The 21,988-nt window shown below is 55.4% G+C and carries 25 protein-coding genes and 1 tRNA gene; 15 read left to right on the top strand and 11 right to left on the bottom strand.

Features of this window, described 5'->3' with window-relative positions:
• The first annotated feature begins 28 nt into the window (after positions 1–28).
• Together VGM48_RS14315 and VGM48_RS14310 are read left to right on the top strand one after the other, a co-directional pair.
• Positions 29–499, top strand: coding sequence for a hypothetical protein (locus VGM48_RS14315; protein WP_331580223.1), 471 nt, complete (start codon positions 29–31; stop codon positions 497–499).
• A gap of 72 nt (positions 500–571) precedes the next feature.
• Positions 572–1,309 (top strand): class I SAM-dependent methyltransferase, encoded by a 738-nt coding sequence (locus tag VGM48_RS14310; protein ID WP_331580221.1) that lies wholly within the window; start codon positions 572–574, stop codon positions 1,307–1,309.
• 63 nt (positions 1,310–1,372) lie between these two features.
• On the opposite strand, the gene VGM48_RS14305 is transcribed toward VGM48_RS14310, so the two are convergent.
• Entirely contained in the window at positions 1,373–1,840 is a 468-nt protein-coding gene (locus VGM48_RS14305; RefSeq protein ID WP_331580219.1) for a nuclear transport factor 2 family protein, read from the bottom strand.
• Positions 1,841–1,941: 101 nt separating this feature from the next.
• Here VGM48_RS14305 and VGM48_RS14300 point away from each other — a divergent pair, with 101 nt between their 5' ends.
• Positions 1,942–3,078, top strand: coding sequence for a hypothetical protein (locus VGM48_RS14300; protein ID WP_331580218.1), 1,137 nt, complete (start codon positions 1,942–1,944; stop codon positions 3,076–3,078).
• Positions 3,079–3,093: 15 nt separating this feature from the next.
• Here the strand turns inward: VGM48_RS14300 and VGM48_RS14295 are convergent, their stop codons facing one another.
• Both VGM48_RS14295 and VGM48_RS14290 read right to left on the bottom strand, forming a co-directional pair.
• Positions 3,094–4,605 (bottom strand): FAD-binding protein, encoded by a 1,512-nt coding sequence (locus VGM48_RS14295; RefSeq protein WP_331580216.1) that lies wholly within the window; start codon positions 4,603–4,605, stop codon positions 3,094–3,096.
• A 20-nt stretch (positions 4,606–4,625) separates the two neighbouring features.
• Complete coding sequence (locus VGM48_RS14290; RefSeq protein WP_331580214.1) at positions 4,626–4,973, bottom strand: Bor/Iss family lipoprotein; 348 nt, start codon at positions 4,971–4,973, stop codon at positions 4,626–4,628.
• Positions 4,974–5,074: 101 nt separating this feature from the next.
• Here VGM48_RS14290 and VGM48_RS14285 point away from each other — a divergent pair, with 101 nt between their 5' ends.
• From VGM48_RS14285 to VGM48_RS14275, 3 genes are all read left to right on the top strand, one after another.
• Positions 5,075–5,470, top strand: a complete 396-nt coding sequence (locus VGM48_RS14285; protein ID WP_331580212.1) for an OsmC family protein — start codon at positions 5,075–5,077, stop codon at positions 5,468–5,470.
• Between the two features lie 83 nt (positions 5,471–5,553).
• The gene (locus VGM48_RS14280) at positions 5,554–6,318 is read left to right on the top strand and encodes an SDR family NAD(P)-dependent oxidoreductase (RefSeq protein ID WP_331580210.1); all 765 of its coding nucleotides are present in this window, start codon (positions 5,554–5,556) and stop codon (positions 6,316–6,318) included.
• 90 nt (positions 6,319–6,408) lie between these two features.
• A complete protein-coding gene (locus VGM48_RS14275) occupies positions 6,409–7,317 on the top strand; it encodes a helix-turn-helix transcriptional regulator (RefSeq protein WP_331580209.1) in 909 nt (302 codons plus the stop codon).
• Here the strand turns inward: VGM48_RS14275 and VGM48_RS14270 are convergent.
• Positions 7,274–7,774, bottom strand: coding sequence for a GNAT family N-acetyltransferase (locus tag VGM48_RS14270; protein ID WP_331580207.1), 501 nt, complete (start codon positions 7,772–7,774; stop codon positions 7,274–7,276). The two genes, VGM48_RS14275 and VGM48_RS14270, sit on opposite strands and share 44 nt — an antisense overlap.
• Before the next feature lie 103 nt (positions 7,775–7,877).
• Here VGM48_RS14270 and VGM48_RS14265 point away from each other — a divergent pair, with 103 nt between their 5' ends.
• Positions 7,878–9,170: a hypothetical protein gene (locus VGM48_RS14265; protein ID WP_331580205.1), complete on the top strand. Its 1,293-nt coding sequence runs from the start codon at positions 7,878–7,880 to the stop codon at positions 9,168–9,170.
• Positions 9,171–9,235: 65 nt separating this feature from the next.
• On the opposite strand, the gene VGM48_RS14260 is transcribed toward VGM48_RS14265, so the two are convergent.
• On the bottom strand, positions 9,236–9,487 hold the full coding sequence (locus tag VGM48_RS14260; protein WP_331580203.1) for a hypothetical protein: 252 nt from the start codon (positions 9,485–9,487) through the stop codon (positions 9,236–9,238).
• A gap of 178 nt (positions 9,488–9,665) precedes the next feature.
• Positions 9,666–9,739, bottom strand: a tRNA-Pro gene (locus VGM48_RS14255).
• 285 nt (positions 9,740–10,024) lie between these two features.
• Between VGM48_RS14255 and VGM48_RS14250 the strand changes: the two genes are divergently transcribed.
• The 3 genes from VGM48_RS14250 to VGM48_RS14240 all read left to right on the top strand — a co-directional run bounded on the left by VGM48_RS14250 (position 10,025) and on the right by VGM48_RS14240 (position 13,878).
• Complete coding sequence (locus VGM48_RS14250) at positions 10,025–10,873, top strand: DUF6089 family protein (protein WP_331580201.1); 849 nt, start codon at positions 10,025–10,027, stop codon at positions 10,871–10,873.
• 135 nt (positions 10,874–11,008) lie between these two features.
• Positions 11,009–12,937, top strand: coding sequence for a menaquinone biosynthesis decarboxylase (locus tag VGM48_RS14245; RefSeq protein ID WP_331580199.1), 1,929 nt, complete (start codon positions 11,009–11,011; stop codon positions 12,935–12,937).
• Positions 12,934–13,878, top strand: a complete 945-nt coding sequence (locus tag VGM48_RS14240; protein WP_331580198.1) for a TraB/GumN family protein — start codon at positions 12,934–12,936, stop codon at positions 13,876–13,878. The genes VGM48_RS14245 and VGM48_RS14240 overlap by 4 nt, the downstream gene beginning before the upstream one ends.
• 4 nt (positions 13,879–13,882) lie before the next feature.
• On the opposite strand, the gene VGM48_RS14235 is transcribed toward VGM48_RS14240, so the two are convergent.
• Complete coding sequence (locus VGM48_RS14235) at positions 13,883–14,299, bottom strand: nucleoside-diphosphate kinase (protein ID WP_331580196.1); 417 nt, start codon at positions 14,297–14,299, stop codon at positions 13,883–13,885.
• Positions 14,300–14,433: 134 nt separating this feature from the next.
• Between VGM48_RS14235 and VGM48_RS14230 the strand changes: the two genes are divergently transcribed.
• Both VGM48_RS14230 and VGM48_RS14225 read left to right on the top strand, forming a co-directional pair.
• The gene (locus VGM48_RS14230; protein WP_331580194.1) at positions 14,434–15,441 is read left to right on the top strand and encodes a bifunctional oligoribonuclease/PAP phosphatase NrnA; all 1,008 of its coding nucleotides are present in this window, start codon (positions 14,434–14,436) and stop codon (positions 15,439–15,441) included.
• 11 nt (positions 15,442–15,452) lie between these two features.
• A complete protein-coding gene (locus tag VGM48_RS14225) occupies positions 15,453–16,409 on the top strand; it encodes an FKBP-type peptidyl-prolyl cis-trans isomerase (protein WP_331580192.1) in 957 nt (318 codons plus the stop codon).
• A 33-nt stretch (positions 16,410–16,442) separates the two neighbouring features.
• On the opposite strand, the gene folP is transcribed toward VGM48_RS14225, so the two are convergent.
• The gene (gene folP / locus VGM48_RS14220) at positions 16,443–17,267 is read right to left on the bottom strand and encodes a dihydropteroate synthase (protein ID WP_331580189.1); all 825 of its coding nucleotides are present in this window, start codon (positions 17,265–17,267) and stop codon (positions 16,443–16,445) included.
• Between the two features lie 34 nt (positions 17,268–17,301).
• On the opposite strand from folP, the gene VGM48_RS14215 reads away from it, so the two are divergent.
• Genes VGM48_RS14215 through VGM48_RS14205 form a run of 3 tightly spaced genes read left to right on the top strand, consistent with a single transcriptional unit; the run spans position 17,302 to position 20,051 of the window.
• Positions 17,302–17,853, top strand: a complete 552-nt coding sequence (locus VGM48_RS14215) for a DUF1599 domain-containing protein (protein ID WP_331580187.1) — start codon at positions 17,302–17,304, stop codon at positions 17,851–17,853.
• Positions 17,854–17,862: 9 nt separating this feature from the next.
• Positions 17,863–19,005, top strand: a complete 1,143-nt coding sequence (locus VGM48_RS14210; protein WP_331580184.1) for a BT_3928 family protein — start codon at positions 17,863–17,865, stop codon at positions 19,003–19,005.
• Complete coding sequence (locus VGM48_RS14205) at positions 19,002–20,051, top strand: ABC transporter permease (protein ID WP_331580182.1); 1,050 nt, start codon at positions 19,002–19,004, stop codon at positions 20,049–20,051. The genes VGM48_RS14210 and VGM48_RS14205 overlap by 4 nt, the downstream gene beginning before the upstream one ends.
• Positions 20,052–20,055: 4 nt before the next feature.
• Here the strand turns inward: VGM48_RS14205 and VGM48_RS14200 are convergent, their stop codons facing one another.
• The 3 genes from VGM48_RS14200 to recF are packed head-to-tail and all read right to left on the bottom strand — an operon-like array spanning position 20,056 to position 21,939.
• A complete protein-coding gene (locus VGM48_RS14200) occupies positions 20,056–20,337 on the bottom strand; it encodes a DUF721 domain-containing protein (protein WP_331580180.1) in 282 nt (93 codons plus the stop codon).
• Positions 20,319–20,774, bottom strand: a complete 456-nt coding sequence (locus VGM48_RS14195) for a hypothetical protein (RefSeq protein WP_331580178.1) — start codon at positions 20,772–20,774, stop codon at positions 20,319–20,321. The genes VGM48_RS14200 and VGM48_RS14195 overlap by 19 nt, the downstream gene beginning before the upstream one ends.
• Positions 20,775–20,829: 55 nt before the next feature.
• Positions 20,830–21,939, bottom strand: coding sequence for a DNA replication/repair protein RecF (gene recF, locus VGM48_RS14190; protein WP_331580176.1), 1,110 nt, complete (start codon positions 21,937–21,939; stop codon positions 20,830–20,832).
• Between the last annotated feature and the right edge of the window lie 49 nt (positions 21,940–21,988).

The raw sequence follows: 21,988 nt of genomic DNA, 5'->3' as shown, positions 1-21,988 counted from the left end.
TATATTCGTGGAGAATACCTCATTCCCCATGATCCAATTCACCATGATTCGGACCCCGATGATCCGATTCACCAAGATCCGGTTGTTCCTGCTGCTGGCGCTCCTGTTCGCAATGCCGTTCGTGGCCAGTAAGGGCTGGTGGCTGCTGCATTCGCGGCATACGGCCGGGGTATATTCCTTCAGAGGAATGGGGGAGGCGGGCGACCAGATACAACTGGACTATTCGGTCTGCTGGTTCCCCTTGGGCAGAGATACGATCTGGTTCAACGGGACGGGCAATCTGCCTTTTCACGAAGGGGATGCGATCCCGGTGCGCTACCAGGTGGCCGATCCCGGGGACGCGAAGATCGATGTCTTCCCCGCCATCTGGGGCGACACCGTGGTCTATGCCGGGATACCGTTGTTTATTCTCCTGATGATCTATGTTCATCCCCGGGTCGTGCCACGGGGACGAAAGGTGCGGGTCGTGATGCGTCGCCCCTTCCTTCTCCTGGATTAGCCGCACCGCCGGTTCGGCCTCCTGGATTAGCCGGTCTCACCCCCTTCCCCCCGATTCGCGGTATATTTGGAGATGAAAGATAACTTCTCCAGCGGCTCGGATAAGTACGCGCAGTTTCGCCCGGCCTACCCGCCCGACCTGTTCGAGTTTCTCTTGTCTCTCGTCCCACACCGCGAGCGGGCCTGGGATTGCGGCACGGGCAACGGACAGGTAGCGGTGACGCTGGCGGAGTCGTTCGCCCGGGTGGACGCAACGGACATCAGCGCGTCACAGCTCGCAAGTGCCATCGCGCATCCGCAGATCGGGTATTCGGTGCAGCCCGCGGAAAAGACTTCTTTCCCGGATACTTGTTTCCATCTGATCACGGTCGCCCAGGCCATCCATTGGTTCGATTTCGACGCCTTCTACCGCGAGGTGAACCGGACGATGCAGCCCGGCGGCGTGCTGGCGGTGATCGGTTATGACCTCGTTCGCTTCTCGCCGGCGGTGGATGCCGTCCTGGACGACTTCTACCGGGACGTAATAGGGCCCTTCTGGGATCGCGAACGGCGGTACATCGATCAACAATACCGGACCATTCCCTTTCCCTATACCGATCTGGCGGCGCCCGTTTTCGAGAATGAGGTGGAGTGGAGTTTTGAGCATTTGATCGGCTATATCGGCACCTGGAGCGCGGTGAAGCATTACCAGCAAGCGAAGGGGCATGACCCCGTGGAGTTGGTCGCGGCCGCGCTGAAAAAAAATTGGGGCGGAGACGTTATGAAAAAAGGGCGGTTTCCCATCTTTTTGCGGCTCGCAAAACCTCTTTAAGGCTCGCTAAACTGATGTGAGGCTCGCAAAAAACCATTTGCGGCTCGCTAAGAATCGCTACGCCTATTGCTCCCGATCGCTGCTGAAGCTGTCGCGGAACATCTTCCAGCCTTCCGACGTCTTCTTCCATAGAACAAGACATTTCCCATTGTCAAAAAGCTTACCGTCGCGGTCGAAGGATTGCCAGACGCCTTCCTCCGTAACGTATTCTTTGCCGTCACCATAAATGTCCGTGATGATGAACCTGCCGTTACGCAGGCCGAACTTATCATACGCCACCCGGAAGAAGGTCTCGGCGCCTTCCCGGCCTATGAACGGCGCGCTGTTGGGCGCCATGATCCGGCAGTCCGCTGCATAGCGGTCGAGGAAGATAGATGAGTCGTTGTTTGCGAAGCTTTTGAAATAGATGGCATTACTGGCGGTGATGGCTTGCCGGGCTTCGGCGAGCGGGTCGGCGGTTTGCGGGCGGTTGCAGGCCAGGAATAAGGCAAGAGTAGCCATGGCGGCCGGGAGGAGGTTAGCTGGACGCATGATTTTTTTATACAAAGTAACTCTTTGGCTCCGGTTTGAAATTGTAAAAAAGAGAACCGGAATTTTTCCTATTTTGCTCCATGCCTTGTTACTTAAAATCTTTGCTTATAGGCCTCGGCCTGTTCCTCACCGTTCGCCCGGTGTTTGGCCAAACCGATAGCTCCCGGTTAGTGTATGTCGTCGACTCGGTCCTGGTGGAAAGTGATCCGGGTTCCGACGACGATCTGTCGCCCGCCGACATTGCAGAAATGGTGGTCGTTAAAAACAAGGACTCCCTGCAACGCCTGGGCTACGGCCGGTTCAACGGAGTTGCGTTTATCTTCACAAAAGCGTATCGGGCAAGACCGGACAGCATCAAAAAAAATCCTTCCCTCAAACAGATGGTGCAGAAGAACGGTGTCTGGTATTTTCATGAAGCCCCTTACAGCGGCAGGGTCATCGACTATTACCTCAACGGAAAGGTCCAAACGGAAGGCCAGCTCCTCAACGGCAAAGGCAATGGTTGGGTCATCCACTATTATCACAACGGACAAAAGGAATTGGCGCGGCCCTACAAGGACGGAGTGATCGATGGGACCGACAGGGAATTCTATCCGGATGGCACCCTGAAGCAGGAAGGGGTATTTGTAGCCGGCCGGGAAGAAGGCGTCTGGAAAAGATATTTCCCCAATGGGCAGACCGACCTTTACAGTAACTACCTGCATGGAGAACTTGTCGATTCGTCCGTCAGGTATTATTCCACCGGAATGATCAAAGAGCGGGTGATGATCAAGAACGGGAAGGTCATCTCCGATCCGGTGAAAACCAAGGTGCATCAGTTGATGAATAAAAGCGCCCAATCCGACAAAGAGGAAGATAGGGCGGGCGCCATCCGCTATGCGACAAAGGCGATCGCGCTGGACAGCACATTCGCAGATGCGTATTTCTCGCGAGGAACGTTGAAGCTAAACGATTTTAAATTTGATGAGGCCATTGCCGATCTCGACAAAGCACTGACGATCGAGCCTTATATGAAAAATGCATTGTCCAACCGGGCCTTTGCGCGGATCCGGAAATATCAGTTTGCCGGCGGCCGGGTCCTGTCCAAAAATGACGATGTCACGGTGATGGCCTCCAAAGGCAAGGTGGATATCCCAGCCGCAGACAAAGAGAAGATCTGCAGCGATCTGCAGAAGGCGATATCCCTCGGAGATAACCGGAAAATGATCATGGACGCCCTGCACGATTATTGTCAATAAGCCATCTTACTCCTATCATAGGGACTTATCCAGCCCCCAGGCCTTCAGGGTGGCGTTGGTGAATACCTGCCGGGTATCGGTGTCGAGCAGCTTGTTGCGCGCGGAGATCCAGCTCTGCACATTGTCGCCATACATCGTGGTCAGCCGGTCGATGTTCAGTTCATTCACCTTTCCCCAGTGGAAGGTGAAGGGGATCTTTTCCTCCTCTAATTTTTTCCAGGCCGCCGAATAGAAGGCATAGGTCGTGTCGGAGAAGGCGCCATCCAGTTCCATCACACAGGTATAGTCGAAACGGGTGAAGGCCAGCTTTGCCGGCGACCGCTTTACAAACCGACAGGCAAAGAGTCCCGAAAAGGGGCCGGCCGTTTTGTTGACATCCAGCAGCAGGCCGATCGCCCGGGTAATATATGTTATCGGAACACCGATCGCCGCGCTGAGCAGCTTTCCGTGCAGGATCGTATTGTTAAAGGTCTCGGCCAGCGTACCTGTTTGCCTGGAGTAGGGGGTCAGGGCGCCCGCCAGCAACTTGTTGACAAGCGCAGGCACAAGGGCGGGAATGGCCTGGGTAAGCCCACCGACAAAACAGGCGGCGTCGTCCCCGGGTCCGATGCCGTTCAGGTTGGGCTTCGGCGGGGTATAGCCGGGGGCATAGGTGCGTTTATACATCGTCGTGACATAAGCGCCGCCGTCCAGGTCATAAGGGTTCACGGAAACGGCAAAATGATAAGGGCGTTCGCTGCCGTTCGGAAGTTTTGCGTTGTTGAAATCGAGCGTCTGCATGAGTTGCTGCAGGGTCGCATCATAGGGCATGCGGGCCATATAGCTCTCGAGCAGGAAGAGCGGTTCGGTCTCGATCATCGCGCCATGGATGATGCCAAAACTGCCAAAACTGACGAGCGCCGAGTCGAACAGGTCGTCGTCCTGTACGCGTTCGGTTTGCAGGTTTTTGATAAAGGCGTCGGAGACAACGGGGTTGGAGGCCCGTTCCAGCCAGATATGCCGCGTGGGGCTGACGATGATATGCAGGCCCACGACAAAATCCTGTACGGCGCCGACATCGAAAGCAGAGCCATGGGCGCCCGTTGCTATTATCCCGGCGAGGGTTTGCCCGTTGCTGGCGCCCGCGGTCTTTAAAGAGAGGTGGCGGGGCCGGAGATAGCGGCTCAGCTCCCAGACACCGTTGCCGCACTGGGCGAAGAAGAGTTTCGTAGGGTCGCTCTTGCAGCCGGGGACCAGGCTTGGCACGGAGATATCGAACATCAGGTTCAGCGGTTTGGTGTCCAGCATGATCCCGCCGTCCGCGGTGGCGATCTTCATCCACGACCAGCCGGCGCCAAGGGCCCGGAGCGGCAGCTTTTGAGCAATGGCCTGAGCGATCAGTTGCTGGAGGCCTTTTGTTGAATCGTTGTAGCTGTCGATCGGGGACAGGCTGTCGTCGTTAGCAAGCTCATACAGGTCTTTTATCTTCTCGACAAAGGTTTCATGTCTGTTCTCCCAGGTCGTGAAACCGGTTTTTACTATTTTCATATCGATCGGTGTTGGGGTAGCTAGAGATGCCCGCTGACCTGGCAGGGTTTACCGCATTTCCATTGCAGCTTTATCGGCGACCAGATACCGAGGGTCAGCACGGTGATCAGCGAGTAACCGAAATTGTTTTGCACCTGTACGACGGCGACGCCGTTGACATCCAGGGAATCACAAATAGGCGTGGAGATCTCTTTCGGGTTCTGCACCAGTCCCCAGAAGAAAGAATGAGCCGTGCGGGTCTGGAATTCGGTCCCCGGTTGCGCGTGTGTGGCGATCCGGTAGGAATAGCAGTTGGCGAAGAGTATTCCACAGACGAGAAGAGCGGCAGAGACGCGAAACGAGGAGGCAACAGCCTTTAGGGACAACATAGCCGTGGTGTTTGATCAAATATATTGTTATTTCCATATACAACAATACCCGGGTGCATAAGTTTTTGATATCTTAGCAATGGACCTAAAACGAATGATGTATGCAAATCTCTGCGAAAATTCAAAGCCGGTTTCATTCCCAGGAGACGGTGGTGGAGACCAACGATATCGCCAAGAAGCTCTCGATGCCCGTGAAGACGACAGGTTATGGCTCTGCGGTCAATGGCGGGGAGTTGTTGTTGCTGGCGCTGGCGACCTGTTTCTGCAATGATGTATACCGCGAAGCCGGTAAAAGGAATATCGCCGTTTCCGCGGTGGAAGTGGAGTGCACCGCGGATTTTGGCGCCGAAGGGGAGCCGGGCGAAAACTTCCGGTATACGGCGAGGGTAAGCGCGGATGCGGCGCCGGACGTGATCGAAGAATTGATCCGGGCCACCGACCGCCTGGCGGAAGTCCACAATACGCTTCGCAAGGGTGTGACCGTGAAAATTATTTGAATTATGTAAGTATCGGATTGTTTGCCGCAAACAAGCGGGCCCGGTTCGTGCTGATCTTTGCAGAACAATAAATGCAAAGGATCATGGAAAAGAAAAATAGGATTGCCCTGGTGACCGGCGGGAGCCGGGGATTAGGGAAGGACATGGCCCTCCGGCTGGCCGAAAAAGGGATCGATGTGATTGTCACTTATAATAGCCAGGCCGGCGAAGCGCAAAAAGTGGCCACGCAGATCGAACAGTCGGGCCAAAAAGCGGCGGCGCTTCAGCTCAATACCGGCGAGATCGGGAGCTTCGATGCTTTTATCGTCCGGCTGAAAGAAACCCTGGACAAACAATTCGGTTCCGATCGGCTCGATTTTCTGATCAACAATGCCGGCATCGGCGGGTACTCGCCCGTGGCCGAGCTGACCGAAGAATTCTTCGACCAGTTGTTGAACATTCACTTCAAAGGAGTGGTATTCCTCACACAGAAGATGCTGCCGCTGATCAACGACGGCGGGGGGATCGTCAATATCTCCTCCGGTCTTACGCGGGTATCGATGCCCGGTTCGTCGATATATGGTTCGCTGAAGGGCGCGGTAGAGGTCTTTACCCGTTATCTGGCAAAAGAGCTTGGTGTGCGGAAGATCAGGGCGAATGTCGTCGCCCCGGGCGCCATCCTGACGGATTTTGGCGGTGGTCATCTCCGGAGCAATGAGCAGTTGCAGCAGATGGTCAGTGCGATCACCGCGCTGGGCCGGCCCGGGGTTGCCGAGGACATCGGCGGTGTCGTCGCCTTCCTGTGTACGGAAGACGCCCGCTGGGTCAATGGCCAGCGGATAGAGGCCTCCGGCGGGATGCAGGTATAACCCGCCGAGGCCCACCGGTTCCCCGCGGGCCAGGTCCCTGGGTCTTCGACGCAGGAAATTATGTGCTAACTTCGGATCTTAAGCAAAGGGATGCCTACATTAACGTCTTTGGATGACTTTTACCGGGATAGCGCGGCTCCGCTTCCCGAGGGCCTTACAAAGGAGATCGGCCATTTCAACATCTTCGAGACCGAGAAGCTGATCGACGACGAGACGGGCCGGCGGATCATGCCGTATACGCGGCGCGCCTACTACAAGATAAGCTGGCTGCGCGGCAGGAGCCGGGTGGAATATGCGGATAAGGTGGTAGAGGTCGAGCAGGACGGGTTGCTGTATGCCACGCCGAAGATCCCCTATCATTGGGTGCCGGCCGACGGGCGGCAGACCGGGATGTTTTGCATCTTCACCCCTGATTACCTTGCCCAGCGAAAATCCGGTGTCGCCCTGGAGGACCTGCCCATCTTCCAGCCGGGCCAGCTGCCCGTGTTCCAGCTGTCACAACAGCAGGTCGCGGAGACGGAGTATATCTTTCGCAAGATGCTGCGGGAGATGGGGTCAGACTATAAATATAAATACGACCTCCTGCGAAATCTCGTCCTCGAGCTGATCCATTACGGCCAGAAGCTGCAACCCATGTCCGCGCTGCACACCATGCAAAACGCCTCACACCGCATCTCCTCACTTTTTATCGAACTCCTGGAACGACAGTTCCCCATCGAATCGCCGGAACACCGCCTGGGTCTGCGGACGCCGAAAGAATATGCCGACCGCCTGGCCGTGCACGTCAACCATCTCAACAAGGTGCTCAAGGAGTCTACGGGGCAGACCACCACGGAGATCATCGCCGCGCGGATGGAACAGGAGGCGAAGATCCTGCTGCGCCAAACGGACTGGGCCGTTTCCGGGATCGCCTGGTGTCTCGGGTTCGAAGAACCGGCGCATTTCTCGCACTTCTTTAAAAAGCAGACCGGGCTGGCGCCCCTGGGCTTTCGGGGGTGACGGGAAAAAGCTCTTTACCGAAGCAAACGCTGTTGGCGCTGTCCCTGTACCGGCCAAACCGCGGAATATCGCGGTAGCCGTTCTTCCGGTAGAGCGCGATCGCTTCCGGCTGGTTGCTGCCGGTCTCCAGCACACAGGTTCGATAGCCCTGTTCCCGGGCCCAGTTCTCCAGTTCCGCCAGCAGGGCAGTGGCGATGCCTTTCCCGCGGCTTGCCGGCCGGACATACATCCGTTTTATTTCCACCGTTTTTTCTTCGTAGTCCCGGATCGCTCCGCAGGCGACCGGCTGTTCACGTTCATAAACAACCAGGGTGTGCGGGAGTTGGTCGATCGCGTTTATCAGGGCATGCTGTTCGTACCGGTCACCGTCGCGGATGCGCAGATCCTGCTCCAGCTCGCCGGCCAGCAGGCGGAAGTCCGGGTCATCGGAATGGGTGCGCGCGAGGTGCAGTTCCATGGTTGTGTTTATGAGTATGAAGATAAGGGGGAAATTTTGTAACCCTTTTAACTCTCTTCCACTCTAATCTATAATACTACCACATACTATAAACTGACATGACATGAAGACTTACGAAAGAATTTCGATCGTAGGTGTGCTCCTACTATTTGTGTTGATCCTCGCCGAATGTAGAAAAGAAAATAAGAACAACGGAAACAACAACCAGCAGATTGCTGATGGTAAGCAGACCTTTCGCTTTGACACGTATGGAGACGAATCGTTCTGGAGCGGTCTCTTACACCTCGACAGCGCCATTGCCGGCGCACAAAATGGTGGCTACGGACCTGGTGTCAGTCCCAAAACGGCATTGGCCGTGGGATTAAAGGTCGATGCGACCGCTCTGCCGCCCGATGTTGTTGCCGGTATCCAGGCCGGTACGATCAGTTTGGATGATCCCGCTACGACCCTGGCTCTCTTGAAATTGGGCGCGGTGGTCGGTGTCAAGGGTACCTTCAGTTCGGCAGGAAAGCTCCAGGCGATAGGCGTTACCTGCGCGATCTGTCATTCCACCGTCGACAATTCATTTTCCGCCGGCATCGGGAACCGGTTAGATGGCTGGCCAAACCGGGATCTGAATGTAGGCGCGATCATTTCGCTGACCGACAATGCCAAGCCGGTCGCGAGTCTGCTTCACGTCGATGAACCTACCTTGCGTACGGTACTGGGTCTGTGGGGACCCGGGAAATTTGCGGCGATATTATTTATGGACGGCAAGGCCCTTAAGCCCGATGGCACTGTTGCCGCAAATCTGATCCCTGCTGCTTTTGGTTTAAAGGATGTTAAACTGACGACGTATACCGGATGGGGGGACATTATGTACTGGAATGGCTTTGTTGCCAACCTGGAAATGCACGGAAAAGGAAGCTTCTCGGATCCCCGGTTGAATAACAGCACCAAATACCCGATCGCTGTAGAGAACGGCTTTTTCGATGTGATAAATAACCCGGATCTGATCACTTCGAAATTACCGGCTTTAGCGGCCTATCAACACTCCATTGCCGCGCCAAGACCACCCGCCGGAACCTTCGATGCGACTGCGGCCGCCGCCGGAAGAATGATCTTTACGAATAAGGCGAAATGTGCCAGCTGCCACTCGGGGCCCGCTTATGCCGATAATGTATTGCACACAGGAGCGGAGATCGGTATCGATGACTTTGAAGCCAGTCGTTCTCCCACGGACAAATACCGCACGACGCCGTTGGGTGGATTGTTTACCCGGTCGAAAGGCGGCTACTATCACGACGGGCGGTTTGCCACTTTAAACGATGTCGTCGACCATTACAATACAAGCATGTCGTTGGATCTGACAACGACAGACAAATCGAGTTTGGTTGAGTATTTGAAATCTCTTTGAGATGCCGAATCCTATTGTGGACAATCCGACACCTTGCGGGATATGAGAGTTAGACCATGAATCGATCAAATATCCCTGTCCCATTCATTACGGCTTTGTTCAACATGTTTCAGCAATGCGTCTGCTCTTTCTGGAGCAAGGGCACCGGCAAAATCTCCCATGGTATATTGCCGGGAGGACGGATTTTCTTTGATTGTTTCTTGTTCCAGCAATTTGAGATCAGCATATTTTCGGACAATATTTTCCCAATCAGAGATAGGAATTACAACCGCAGTATGCTTTCCGGTGTGGTCCGATATGTATTGCAAAGGCTGCATTTAGTCTTTTGTTTATCTACGTAAACATTTATAAGAAAACCTTTAGAAAAGGGGGGTTTTTGCCTTTGGCTAAAGCTCCCTATTGTAAAGCGCTTTCGGGACTCGCACCCTAGAGCAGATAGACATGCCTGGCGCACAAAACAAAAACCCGCAGCATTCGCTGCGGGCTTCTTGTAAGTCGGGACGACAAGATTCGAACTTGCGACCCCTTGCACCCCATGCAAGTGCGCTACCGGGCTGCGCTACGTCCCGAAATGGGAATCGGATGACTCCGCCGAGGGGTGCAAAGGTAAGGGAAAAAGGGGCTAAATCAGGAATTTTTGCTTTAACTTTTTTTTGGCAAAGCTTTTGGAAATATTTGGCTTAAAAATTGCGTTTAGAGTTACAACTTCAAATCTCTCCTAACGCAAGAACTCTACTACGAATATCCAAGATCATTAGACCTTCCTTCTTCCCCTTTATCGTAGCACCGCCAAATCCACCTACCCTGCGTTAAGCCATCGCAACGACCTTTTTCGCAACAAATTCTAAACTAGAATGAAGAAAATTCTTCTGGCGGGGATGCTATTACCGCTGATGACCCAAGCCCAATGGAATGTAAATCTATTCGGAGGTTTCTCCAATTACTTCGGTGATCTGCAAGAACATCCTTACACCACCCAACAATCGAATGGCTCCTTCGGAGCCGGACTTCAGTACGATGTCAGCGGACATTTCTCCGTCCTTTCCAATCTTACTTGTGGTCGCGTATCGGCAGCCGACGGCTATGCCACACAGACAGATCACCGGGCGCGTAATCTCAACTTCGAAACGGTGATCGGCGAGTGGAACCTGCTTGCCGAATACAATCTATTCGATCTGCGCAAACATAAGCTGACACCCTATGTATTCGCGGGTGTCGCAGTCTATCATTTCAACCCCTATGCCTATGATACGGCAGGCAAAAAAGTATACCTCCGGCCGCTGAGCACGGAAGGGGAGGGACTGACGCAATACCCGGGCCGAAAGCCCTACGCACTTACGCAGCTGGCCATCCCCATGGGCGGCGGGATCAAATTTCGCATATCCGACAGGGTGACCCTGGCCTACGAGATCGGCCTGCGCAAGCTTTTTACCGACTATCTCGATGATGTCAGCAACCGCTACGTCAGCCAGGCGAACCTCCTGGCCGCGAAAGGCCCGGAGGCAGTCGAGATGGCCTACCGCGGCAACGAACTGAAAGGCGGCGCGACCTACCCGCCCGACGGAACGGTCCGCGGCAATCCCAAGCATAAGGACTGGTATTATATGTCCGGCCTGCGCGTAACGATCGCCTTGAACTCGCTGCGCATCGCCGAGTTTCGCCGGCACAGCGGCGTCCTCGACTGCCCGAAAAGAGTGTATTGACCCGCGCGGCCAGGCAGAACAGCGGTGTGCACCGCCGGGCCGTCAACCAGAACCGCCTGTGCACCGCAGGTCGCCCCCCCGGGCGGGGCGTCCATCCCTTTTGGCGGCCGTCGGTTTCTGACTTAATTTTGCCGGATGGCATACAGAAACCAGCAGGAGTTCATTCAGGCATTGGAGAAAGCAGGGGAATTGGTGCGCATCCGCAGCTTCGTCGACCCAAAGCTCGAGATCGCCGAGATCACAGACCGCATCAGCAAAAGCGGCAACGGAGGAAAAGCCCTCCTCTTCGAGAACACAGGCACCGGTTTCCCGGTCCTGATGAACGCCTATGGCAGCGAGAAACGCATGTGCATGGCCCTCGGCGTTCAACACCTCGACGATGTCACCAGCGAAATAGAGAATCTTTTCAAACTCCTCTCGGCCCCCAAAGAGGGCCTGCTGGACAAGCTGAAACTGCTTCCCAAATTAGGACAATTCGCCAGCTGGATGCCCGTCGTCAAAAGCGGCCGCGGCGAATGCCAGGAAATAGTGATGACCAACCCCGATATCGGCCAGCTGCCGGTCATCACCTGCTGGCCCAAGGACGGGGGGCCATTCGTCACCCTGCCCATCATTCATACCAAAGACCCCAACAACGGCATCCGGAACGTGGGGATGTACCGCATGCAGGTCTTCGGACCTACCCTCACCGGGATGCACTGGCATAAACACAAGGTCAGCGCCCGCCATTTTTCCGAATACAAGAAGACAGGCCGCAGAATGCCCGTCGCAGTCGCCCTCGGCGGCGACCCCGCCTACGCCTACAGCGCCACCGCGCCCCTGCCGGAGAATGTCGATGAATATATGCTCGCCGGCTTCCTCCGCAAAAAGAAGGTCGAACTGGTCAAATGCCTCACCCAACCCGAAATCGAAGTCCCCGCCGACGCCGACTTCATCATCGAAGGCTATGTAGACCCCAACGAAGAACTCATCTGGGAAGGCCCGTTTGGCGATCATACCGGGTACTATTCCCTTCCCGACTGGTATCCCCGTTTTCATATCACCGCCATCACCCACCGCAAGAACCCCGTCTACCCCGCGACGATCGTCGGCATCCCGCCACAGGAAGACGCCTGGCTGGGCAAGGCTACGGAACGCATCTTCCTCGCACCGATAAAAATGACGCTGGTCCCCGAGATCGTCAATATGGACATGCCGGTGGAAGGCGTATTCCACAATCTCGTCATCGCCCAGATAAAAAAGGAATATGCCGGCCAGGGCCAGAAAGTGATGAATGCGATGTGGGGCGCCGGTCAGATGATGTTCAACAAGATCCTCGTCATCGCCGACGAGCACACCGTCATCCAGGACTATAAAAAGCTGGCGCAAGCCGTTTTTCACAACCTTAACCCGGCTACGGATGTTAGTTTCTCTCAGGGGCCGATGGATGTGCTCGATCATAGCTGCAGCAAGCTCGGCTTCGGCGGGAAGATGTGTATCGACGGTACGACGAAGTTCGAGGAAGAGACCGACGCGGAAACCTACCAGCTGCAGGCGACCGCCTGGCAAGGGCTCAACGGCGAGACCCTGAAAAGCTGCTGGCCCGAGATCGCCGGCGTCAATACTGCACTGCTGCAACAAGGGATTCCCTGTCTGGTGCTCGCAGTTCGTAAGCAACGGCCCGGACATATCCGCCAGCTGCACGAAGCCCTCTGCGGCCTCGACAGCCTGGAGGGGCTCAAGATGATCCTGTATGTCGAGCATACCGTCGATGCTACCGATCTGCCCGTGGCGCTATGGCGGTTTTGCAATAACCTCGACCCCCGGCGGGACCATATCCTGACGGAACGGCCCTCGGCGGCCGGCAATGGAAAAATATTTGCCTGTCTGGGGCTCGACGGCACGCGCAAGACAAAGGAATTGGATAACTTTCAGCGCGACTGGCCCAATATCATCGTCGCCGACGATGCGACGATCCGGGCCGTCGACAAAAAATGGAACGAGTTGGGGCTGGGAGCCTTTCTCCCATCGCCATCGCTAAAATTCAAGGACCAGGTATACGGCGAGGAGGCCGTGGTTTCATGAGAAAGAAGATGCGCTTTTTTTCAGGGTTTGCCGCCTGGCGGCGGGCCGGACTTTTGGCCGCGGGGATGCTGACCGCGTCCCTGGCCTTTTCGCAGCTGCCCCACACGCTTTTATGGCGGATCACGGGCAAGAAGATCACCCATCCGTCCTATCTCTTCGGCACGATGCATGTCCTCTGCGCAAAGGACGCCAACCTGAGCGATAGCCTCAAGGCCGCCATCGCCACCTGTGATGAGATCTATTTCGAGATCAACCTGAGCGACATGGCAGGCATGCTCAATTCCATGAAGTATATGCGGATGAATGACAGCAAGAAGCTGTCCGATCTGCTGAAGCCCGACGAATATGCCCGCGTGAAGGATTATTTCGCCCGGCACGCATCGATGCTTCCCTTCAGTCTGCTCGAACGCTTCAAACCCATGCTGATCAGCGGACTTGTCGAAGAACAGGCCCTCGATTGCGAAACGACGGACGGAATGGAGCTCTTGATCATGAAGCAAGCCAAACACGACAAACCGGTCAACGGACTGGAGACCGCGGAATTCCAGGCCGGACTCTTCGACAGCATCCCCTACGAGACCCAGGCTAAAGAACTCGTGAATTATATCGATAGCAGTGACCAGAACAAACAGATGACCCAGCAGTTGGTAGACCTGTACAATCACCAGGACCTGGATGGGATCGACGAGCTGAGCAAGAAGGAAGACGGGGGCGTGTCGGGTTATATGGACCTGCTGTTATACAACCGCAACCGGAAATGGGCGAAAAATCTCGATAGCCTGCTCGGGAAACGATCGCTGCTGATCGCGGTGGGGGCGGCGCATCTGCCGGGCACCGGCGGCGTCATCGATCTGCTGCGGAAGGAGGGGTACACCGTCGAACCGGTGAAGAACGAGGTATCGAACGGACAGCAGCGGACCGCTGCCCGTTCAACACTATAATGGTCTAAATTCTTTCAAACGCGCTGAAGAAGAAGCTCCCTTCAATGGCCGCATTCTCGTCGCTGTCGCTGCCATGGACGGCGTTTTCGCCTACGGATGCCGCAAACAGCTTACGGATGGTGCCTTCGTCCGCCTTGGCGGGGTCGGTGGCGCCGATGAGCTTGCGGAAATCGGCTACGGCATTGTCCTTTTCCAGGATGGCGGCGACGATGGGACCGCTGCTCATAAAGTCGACCAGCTCGCCGTAGAACGGTCTTGCCTTGTGGACGGCATAGAATTCACCGGCCTTTTCTTTCGAAAGCCGGGTCAGCTTCAGGGCTACGATACGAAAACCGCTTTTCAGGATCTTGTCGATGATGGCGCCCGAATGCCCTTTTGCAAAAGCGTCCGGCTTGATCATGGTGAAAGTTTGATTGCTCATATATTCCTTTCCTTTCTTTTTTGGCTGGCAAATGTAGGATAATCCTTTGGCTTTTTCCGGCTCAAAACGGGGGGGATAAGGAAAACTTGGGATTTGCCACAGAATTCTGCACCTTTGCAAGCCTTTTGGTAGACATGAAACCTATTTCCGAGATATATCCGTTATTAAAGCAGCCCCGCCGGGTAGTGATTATTATGCATCAGAAACCCGATGCGGATGCCATGGGATCGTCCCTTGGCCTATCACTTTTCCTGCGGAAGCTGGGGCACCAAACGACCGTCATTTCACCCACCAACTGGGCCGAATGGCTGAAGTGGATGCCGGACTGCGCGGCGGTCATCGACTATGAGTTCTCCACCGAGAAGGCCATTGCCGCACTGGACCAGGCGGAGTGGATCTTTTGCCTGGACTTCAACACCCTGACCCGAACTCGTCACATGGCGTCCAGGCTCAGAAAGTCACCCGCCCAAAAACTGTTGATCGATCATCACCAACAGCCTGAAACCCCCGTTTTTGCCTACGGCATCAGCAATACCGAAAAGAGCTCGACCAGCGAAATGGTGTATGATCTTATCGTGGAGTCCGGTCATGCCGACAAGATCGATATCGACATCGCCGCCTGTTTATATTCGGGGGTGATGACCGACACCGGCTCTTTCCGGTTTCCCGGCGCTTCGGCAGCCGTGCACCGGATGGTTGGGGCCTTGAAGGACACGGGGCTGAATCATACGCAGATACATGAGAACCTTTTTGATAACTTCCTGGAGAACCGGCTGCGCTTTATCGGCTATGTCCTGAGCAACCGGATGGAGATCTTCTATGAGCATAACGCGGCGCTCATCGCCATCCCCTGGAAGGACCTCGTCCGGTACGAGATTAAGACCGGTGATACCGAAGGTCTGGTGAACTATCCCCTTTCGATCCAGGGCATCCGGATGGCCGCCCTGATCATCGACCGCGACGAAGAAGTGAAATGTTCGTTCCGCAGCAAGGGCGACTTCGATGTAAACTCGTTTGCGCGCACCTATTTTGACGGCGGCGGGCATGTCAACGCGGCCGGCGGACGCAGCACCGATACGCTCGAGGTCACGGTACAACGATTCCTGAAGGCTTTAACCGATAATTCTTCACAATTACAATAATAACAATACGAATGAAAATCATGTTTCCGAAATTCCTGGGGCTTGTGAGCCTGGTTCTGCTTGGAGCAGTAGCCTGCACCAATACCGAATTCAAGCGGACGAAAGCAGGTCTGCAGTACAAGATATTTTCCGACGGGCGTGGGGATGTGGCCAAGAAAGGCCAATTTCTGAAACTCGATATTCTGCAGAAACTGCGGGATTCCACGTTGTACAGCTCCTATGGTGCGATGCCGGTCTATCTGCCGGTAGACACTCCGCACAACACCTATAATCCCTGGGAGATCTTCACGATGTTGCGGAAAGGTGACAGCGCGGTAGCAGTCCTGTCGGTGGACACCCTGCTTCGCAAGATGAACGGCGCACTGCCTCCCTTCCTGAAGAAGAAGGACAAGATCATCTTCGCCTTTAAGGTGCTGGATGTCTTCGCAAGTGAAGATCTGCTGAACAAGGATCGCGAAGGCGAACTGGCCAAGCAGAAGGACCGGGAAATAAAAGAGGTCGAAAGCTATCTTAGCGCCAACCATATCCAGGCTCAGAAAACGGAGAAAGGCGTATACTACGTCATCGACAATCCCGGTGACGGTCCGAAGGTAGACTCCGGCAAGCAGGTGGCCGTCAAGTATACCGGCAAACTGATGCCTTCTGGCAAGGTCTTCGACGGAAATATGACGGGTCCCGCCGATCCCTACAAGCTTGTCGTCGGCGCGGGTAACGTGATCCCCGGCTGGGACGACGGGTTGAAAGTATTCAAGAAAGGCGGAAAGGGAAAGCTCTATATCCCCGCCTATCTCGCCTATGACGCACAGGCAGGTCCGGGGCACAAGCCTTTCGAGAACCTGATGTTCGACGTAGAGATCGTGGACGTAAAGGATGCACCGCCCGCTTCCGCACAGCCCGGGATGCCGAATATCCAGGGTCTGCCCCAACAAGGGCAACCGCAGCAAGGACAGCCGCAACCGCACAGATAATCGAATCGAAAAAGGGACCGTGAGGTCCCTTTTTCATTTATAGGCCTCCAATAATATAATCGCCTCCCTCGCCTCCCTTACATCGTGCACCCGAAGGATATCTGCTCCATTGAGCAGCCCGATGGTATGCAGCACGGTCGACCCGTTGAGCGCCTCCTCGGGCGTGCTCTGCAAGGTCCGGTAGATGGTGGATTTCCGGGAAACGCCAAGCAGCAGCGGCTTGCCGGCGATGCGAAAAAGCGGCAGACCACGCAATACCTGAAAATTATGCAGGGCCGTCTTGGCGAAGCCAAAACCGGGATCGAGGATGACATCATGGATACCGGCCAGCCGGCAGTCTTCGATCCGCCGGATAAAGAAGTCCAGGACTTCACGCACGACGTCTTCATATACGGCTTCCCGGTTCATGGTGGCGGGAGTTCCTTTCATATGCATACAGATATACGGCACCTGCAGACGGCCGACCGTTGCCAGCATCCCGGGGTCGAGCGTTCCGCCGCTGATGTCATTGACCATCGAGGCTCCGGCGGCTACGGCTTCCCGGGCCACACGGGCATACCAGGTGTCCACCGAGAGGGGCACCTCAGGCCACCGGCGATGCAGCTCCGCAATCGCACCCACCACCCGCCGCAGTTCCTCCTCTTCCCCGACCTGCTCGGCATGCGGACGCGTACTCTGCCCGCCGATGTCGAGGATATCGGCGCCTTCGCGGATCATCTTCTCCGCCTGTTGCAACAGAAGCGGTTCATCGGCGATGCGGCTGCCGGAATAGAAAGAGTCCGGCGTCCGGTTGAGGATGCCCATGACCAGCGGCCGGCCGAGGGGTATTAACCGGCCTTTTACATTCAATGTGCCCATTTTTTAATTATCATTGTGTGAAATTAAATAGAAATTGAGCGATACGTATAAACAATATGATTCAGCAGCTCGGGCATGCCGGACTATTTTTATCAGCAAGACAAAGGACTATGGCACCTCATGGCGGGTGTTGCGGACGATCTCCATTGCCGACCAGCTCTACATCAAGGCAAAACGGATCCGTACCCTGCAAGAGACCGATGTGACGAAAGTAGGCGAGGACAAGGCCGGCGAGTTCCGGGCAATGGTGAACTACGGGGTCATCGGGCTGATCCAGCTGTCGATCGACCCGGATGCAGCCGAAGAGCTGACCGTGGCCGAAACGGAAAAGCAGTACGATGCAAAGATGGCGCTTGCCCGGGAAACGATGACCGCCAAGAACCACGACTATGGAGAAGCCTGGCGGGACATGAGCCAGGAGAGCTTCACCGATCTGATCCTGATGAAGATCCTGAGGGTCCGCCAGATCGTGGCCAACGACGGCAAGACGCTGATCAGCGAAGGCATCGACTCCAATTTTATCGATATCATCAACTATTCCCTGTTTGCCCTGATCCTGATCGGAGAAGGGCTGCATAGTGCATAAACCACGTTTATGAAGCTACTCATTTCCATCGCCCGGACCTTCGTAGGCATCCTGTTCATCTTTTCCGGTTTGGTAAAAGCAAACGACCCGCTGGGGCTGAGCTATAAGATGCAGGAGTTTTTCGAGGTCTGGAATTTCCACTGGCTGGATCATTTTACGCTGGCGTTCTCACTGATCATGATCGTCTTCGAGATCGTCGCCGGTGTGGCCATCCTGCTGGGCTGGCAGATGCGGCTGTTCAGCTGGCTGCTCCTGCTGCTGATCATCTTCTTTACCTTCCTTACCGGTTATGCCTATCTGTCGGGAAAGGTAAGGGAATGCGGGTGCTTTGGCGATTGCATCCCGCTGACCGCCGGCCAGTCCTTCACCAAGGACCTCATCCTGCTGGTGCTGATCTTTTTTCTCTTTACGGTGCGCGACCGGATCATCCCCGCGCTTCGTCCCGTAAGTAGCGCGGCAGTGCTGATCCTGGCCACGATCCTGTCGTTCTCTTTTCAATGGCATGTGCTGGTGCATCTGCCCTCCGTGGACTGCCTGCCCTACCGCGTCGGCAACAATATCCAGGAGAAGATGAAGCCCCCGCCCGGTGCGATCCCCGATAGCACGGCGATCACGATGGTGTACGAAAAAGCCGGCAAGCAGGTGGAATTCGACGCGAGTCAGTTCCCCGCGGATTTCAACGACTCCTATCATTTCGTGAAGCGCTATGACAAGCTGATCCGCAAGGGAAACGCGGACCCGGCGATAAAAGATTTCAACCTGCTCACCGGAGCAGGGACGGATACCACCCAGGCGGTGCTGGAGGCCCGGGGGTTCAAGCTGCTGGTATTTGTAAAGGATATGGATTTTGTACCCCGCACCCGTGAAGGCTTCGGCGTGCTGCTCGCGATGGCGAAGGCAAAGAACATTCCCTTCTACCTGGTCACCGGCGACTACGACGAGCTCAGCGCCTGGACACGGCAGAAAGGGATCGACAGCCTGATCACGCTGGTGAAATGTGATGCGACGGCGATAAAAACCGCTGCACGTTCCGAAGAGAAACCCACGATCTATTTGCTGAAAGGCGCGACGATCCTGAGAAAATGGAGCTATGCCGACTATGACGGCACGCTCCCGGCCATCGCCGAACTGCCTGATCAATCGAAACAATGATACGCTACATCCTCCGCAAATCCTTTTATGGGCTGCTCGTACTGCTGGGAGTGGTGGTCACCGTCTTTTTCCTTTTCCAGGGTTTCGGGGATCCTTCCCGGCTGGTGATGGGTCAGCGGGCGGATGCCGCCACGCAGGAGAATATCCGCAAGGAACTGTATCTCGATCAGCCAAAGTGGAAGCAATTCGTCTACTATCTCGATGACATTTCGCCCATCGGCATTCACTCCCGTGAAGAGATAGAACAAAAGGGCCTCAGGGGGATCTTTATCGGCGGGAAAACGACGATCGGCCTTAAATGGCCCTATCTGCGCCGAAGCTATCAGACCAAGCGCGAAGTGGGGGCGATCCTGATGGAGGCCTTGCCGGGAACCTTGCTGCTGGCGCTGGCAGCGATGTTCGTCGCGACGATACTCGGCATCGGGCTGGGGGTGCTCGCGGCGATCAAAAAAGGTACCGTCTGGGATACTTCTTCCATTTTCGTCAGCGTGCTGGGGATCTCGGCGCCTTCGTTCTTCATGGGCATCGTCATCGCCTATCTTTTTGGGTTTGTCTTCAGCCATGCCACCGGACTTCATATGACCGGCAGCCTTTTCGACACCGATCCATTCGCGGGACGGCAACTGCAATTGCGCAACCTGATCCTGCCGGCGCTGACGCTGGGGATCAGACCGATGGCCATCATCGCCCAATTGACAAGGGGATCGCTGCTGGACGTCCTCGACCAGGAGTATATCCGCTCCGCGTATGCGAAGGGGCTGAAACCACGGGCCGTGGTCTGGAAACATGGGTTGAGAAATGCGCTGAACCCCGTCATCACCGCGATCACCGGCTGGTTTGCCGAATTGCTGGCGGGCGCTTTCTTTGTCGAGACGATATTCGGCTGGAAGGGCATCGGAAAAGTGACGGTCGATGCGCTGGAGAAGCTGGATTTCCCCGTCGTAATGGGGTCGGTGCTGGTCTCTTCCTGTTTTTTTATCGGGATCAGCCTGTTGTCCGATGTCCTCTATGGCCTCGTCGATCCGCGGGTGCGGATGACCGGTTGATGGATCATTTGATCACCACTTCCTTTATCACATTCTCGCCAAGCGCTTCATTGACCCGCTGGATGATCTTGTCTTTCTGGTAGAGCAGTTCCTGCCGAAGGGGGGCGACGGCTGTATTGACGTAGAGGGTGTGTCCGTGGATCTGGATCTTGTCGGTGTAGCGGGCTACGGTCTTACCCATGATCTGCTCCCAGATCTCTTCGATCTGCAGGGCCTGGATGGAGCCTTTCAGCTGACTTTGGTTTAGAAATTTCCGCAGCGCATCCCCTAATGAATATTCACCCATAGGCGCAAGTTAGGGAAAGCTTTTAGTGTAGCCAGCATAATGAGTGCTCCCGTTATACACATGAGGATAAAAAGAAGCACCGGTTGTTTTCTACGCCGGGGACCGGTGACGCGACGGGGCGGGAGTTGCGAGGTCAGGATCTCGCGCCGGGATTGATACTGGGGGAGGACGCCGGAGATAAGATCGTACCCCGTCTCACTGCAGATCCATTGCAGGGGATCGAAATGCAGGGGCTGCTCCGGTTCGGGCTGCTGTTCGGCAACTTCCATCTGCCGGGATTTCTTCAGGATCTCCGCGGCGTATAAACGCAGTCCTTCTTTGTTGGCTTTGATGAGTCCAAACTCGCCCGTATTGTCAACCGTGTAGGAGAAAAAAGCGGTGGCAGGGTCATTCGTTTCTTCTAGGAAACGAATAGCAGATTCCAGGTCGGATGGCATAGCAATCAATTTTCGGGAGTGTTCAAATTGGGTCAATAAATATACTCTTTTTTACTCATAAATCGGAATTTTCTTCATCGAGGGGAAGGGTGATGAGCTGAAATTCCATCCCGATCTCGTCCATCTCCCGGCGGATGCGTTCGGGATGGGTGTCGGTGATAAATAATTGACCTTCATCCTGCACGCAGACCTTGTCAAGCAGGTTGCGCATGCGATTCCGGTCCAGTTTTTCGAAGACGTCATCCAGGAGCAGGATCGGCGCCCAGCCTTTTGCCTGTTTCAGGGTCTCATATTCGGCCAGCTTCAGTGCGAAGAGCAGGCTTTTACGCTGCCCCTGCGAAGCCCGGGTCTTGAAGGGCTCTTCGGCATAGCGGATATCGATGTCGTCCTTATGGATGCCGCTGCCCGTTCGCTGGAGGTACAGGTCTTTTTCCAGTCCCTGGCGAAGAAGCTGACGAAAGGGGGTGTTCAGCAGCTGGCTGTCATATCCGAGGGCCAGGGGCTCTTCGGCGCCGGCGATGTCCGTATAGAAGCGGGCTGCCAGGGGAAGCAGGTCCTGCAGAAAGCGGCGGCGGTAATCGAAGATCGCCGTCCCGGTGGCAACAAGCTGCTCGTCATATACTTCGAGGAGTTGGTTATCCGTCAGCCGCCTATCGGTCAGGGATTTGAGGAAGCTGTTGCGTTGCTGCAGGACCTTGTTATAGTCGATGAGGTTCTGCAGATAAACGGGGTCCAGCTGGGATAGCAGGGCATCGAGAAACCGCCGCCGCTCTTCGCTGCCGCCGGTGATGATCTGGATATCGTCGGGCGCGATGATGACGCAGGGGAAGCGGCCGATATGCCGGGAGAATTTCTCATAGGCCTGGCCGTCAGCAATGAATTCCTTCTTGCCATTTTCACGCAGGATGCAGACCACCGTTGTCGGCTGACCGGCATTGTCGAAATGCCCTTCGATGCGGAACCCCGCCGCGCGGCGAAGCACGTTCGATTGATCGCTGCGGGTGAAATAGCTCCGCGTAAAGCAGAGATAATACAGCGCGTCCAGCAGGTTGGTCTTGCCGACGCCATTGTTGCCGCAGATGCCGACGATCCGTTTATCGAAGCGGAACGTAGCCCCGGCGTAGTTCTTGAAACCGACGAGCGATATTTGTTTAATCCTTAGCAATCCGGTGGAATTCGGGTGTAAAATATTATCTTTCGGGCAAATGTAAAGA

It is taken from the genome of Puia sp. (assembly GCF_036500295.1).
In the GTDB taxonomy this organism is placed as follows: Bacteria; Bacteroidota; Bacteroidia; order Chitinophagales; family Chitinophagaceae; genus Puia.
Note: the sequence above shows the minus strand (reverse complement) of the source record. Positions and strands in the feature narration are given on the sequence as shown.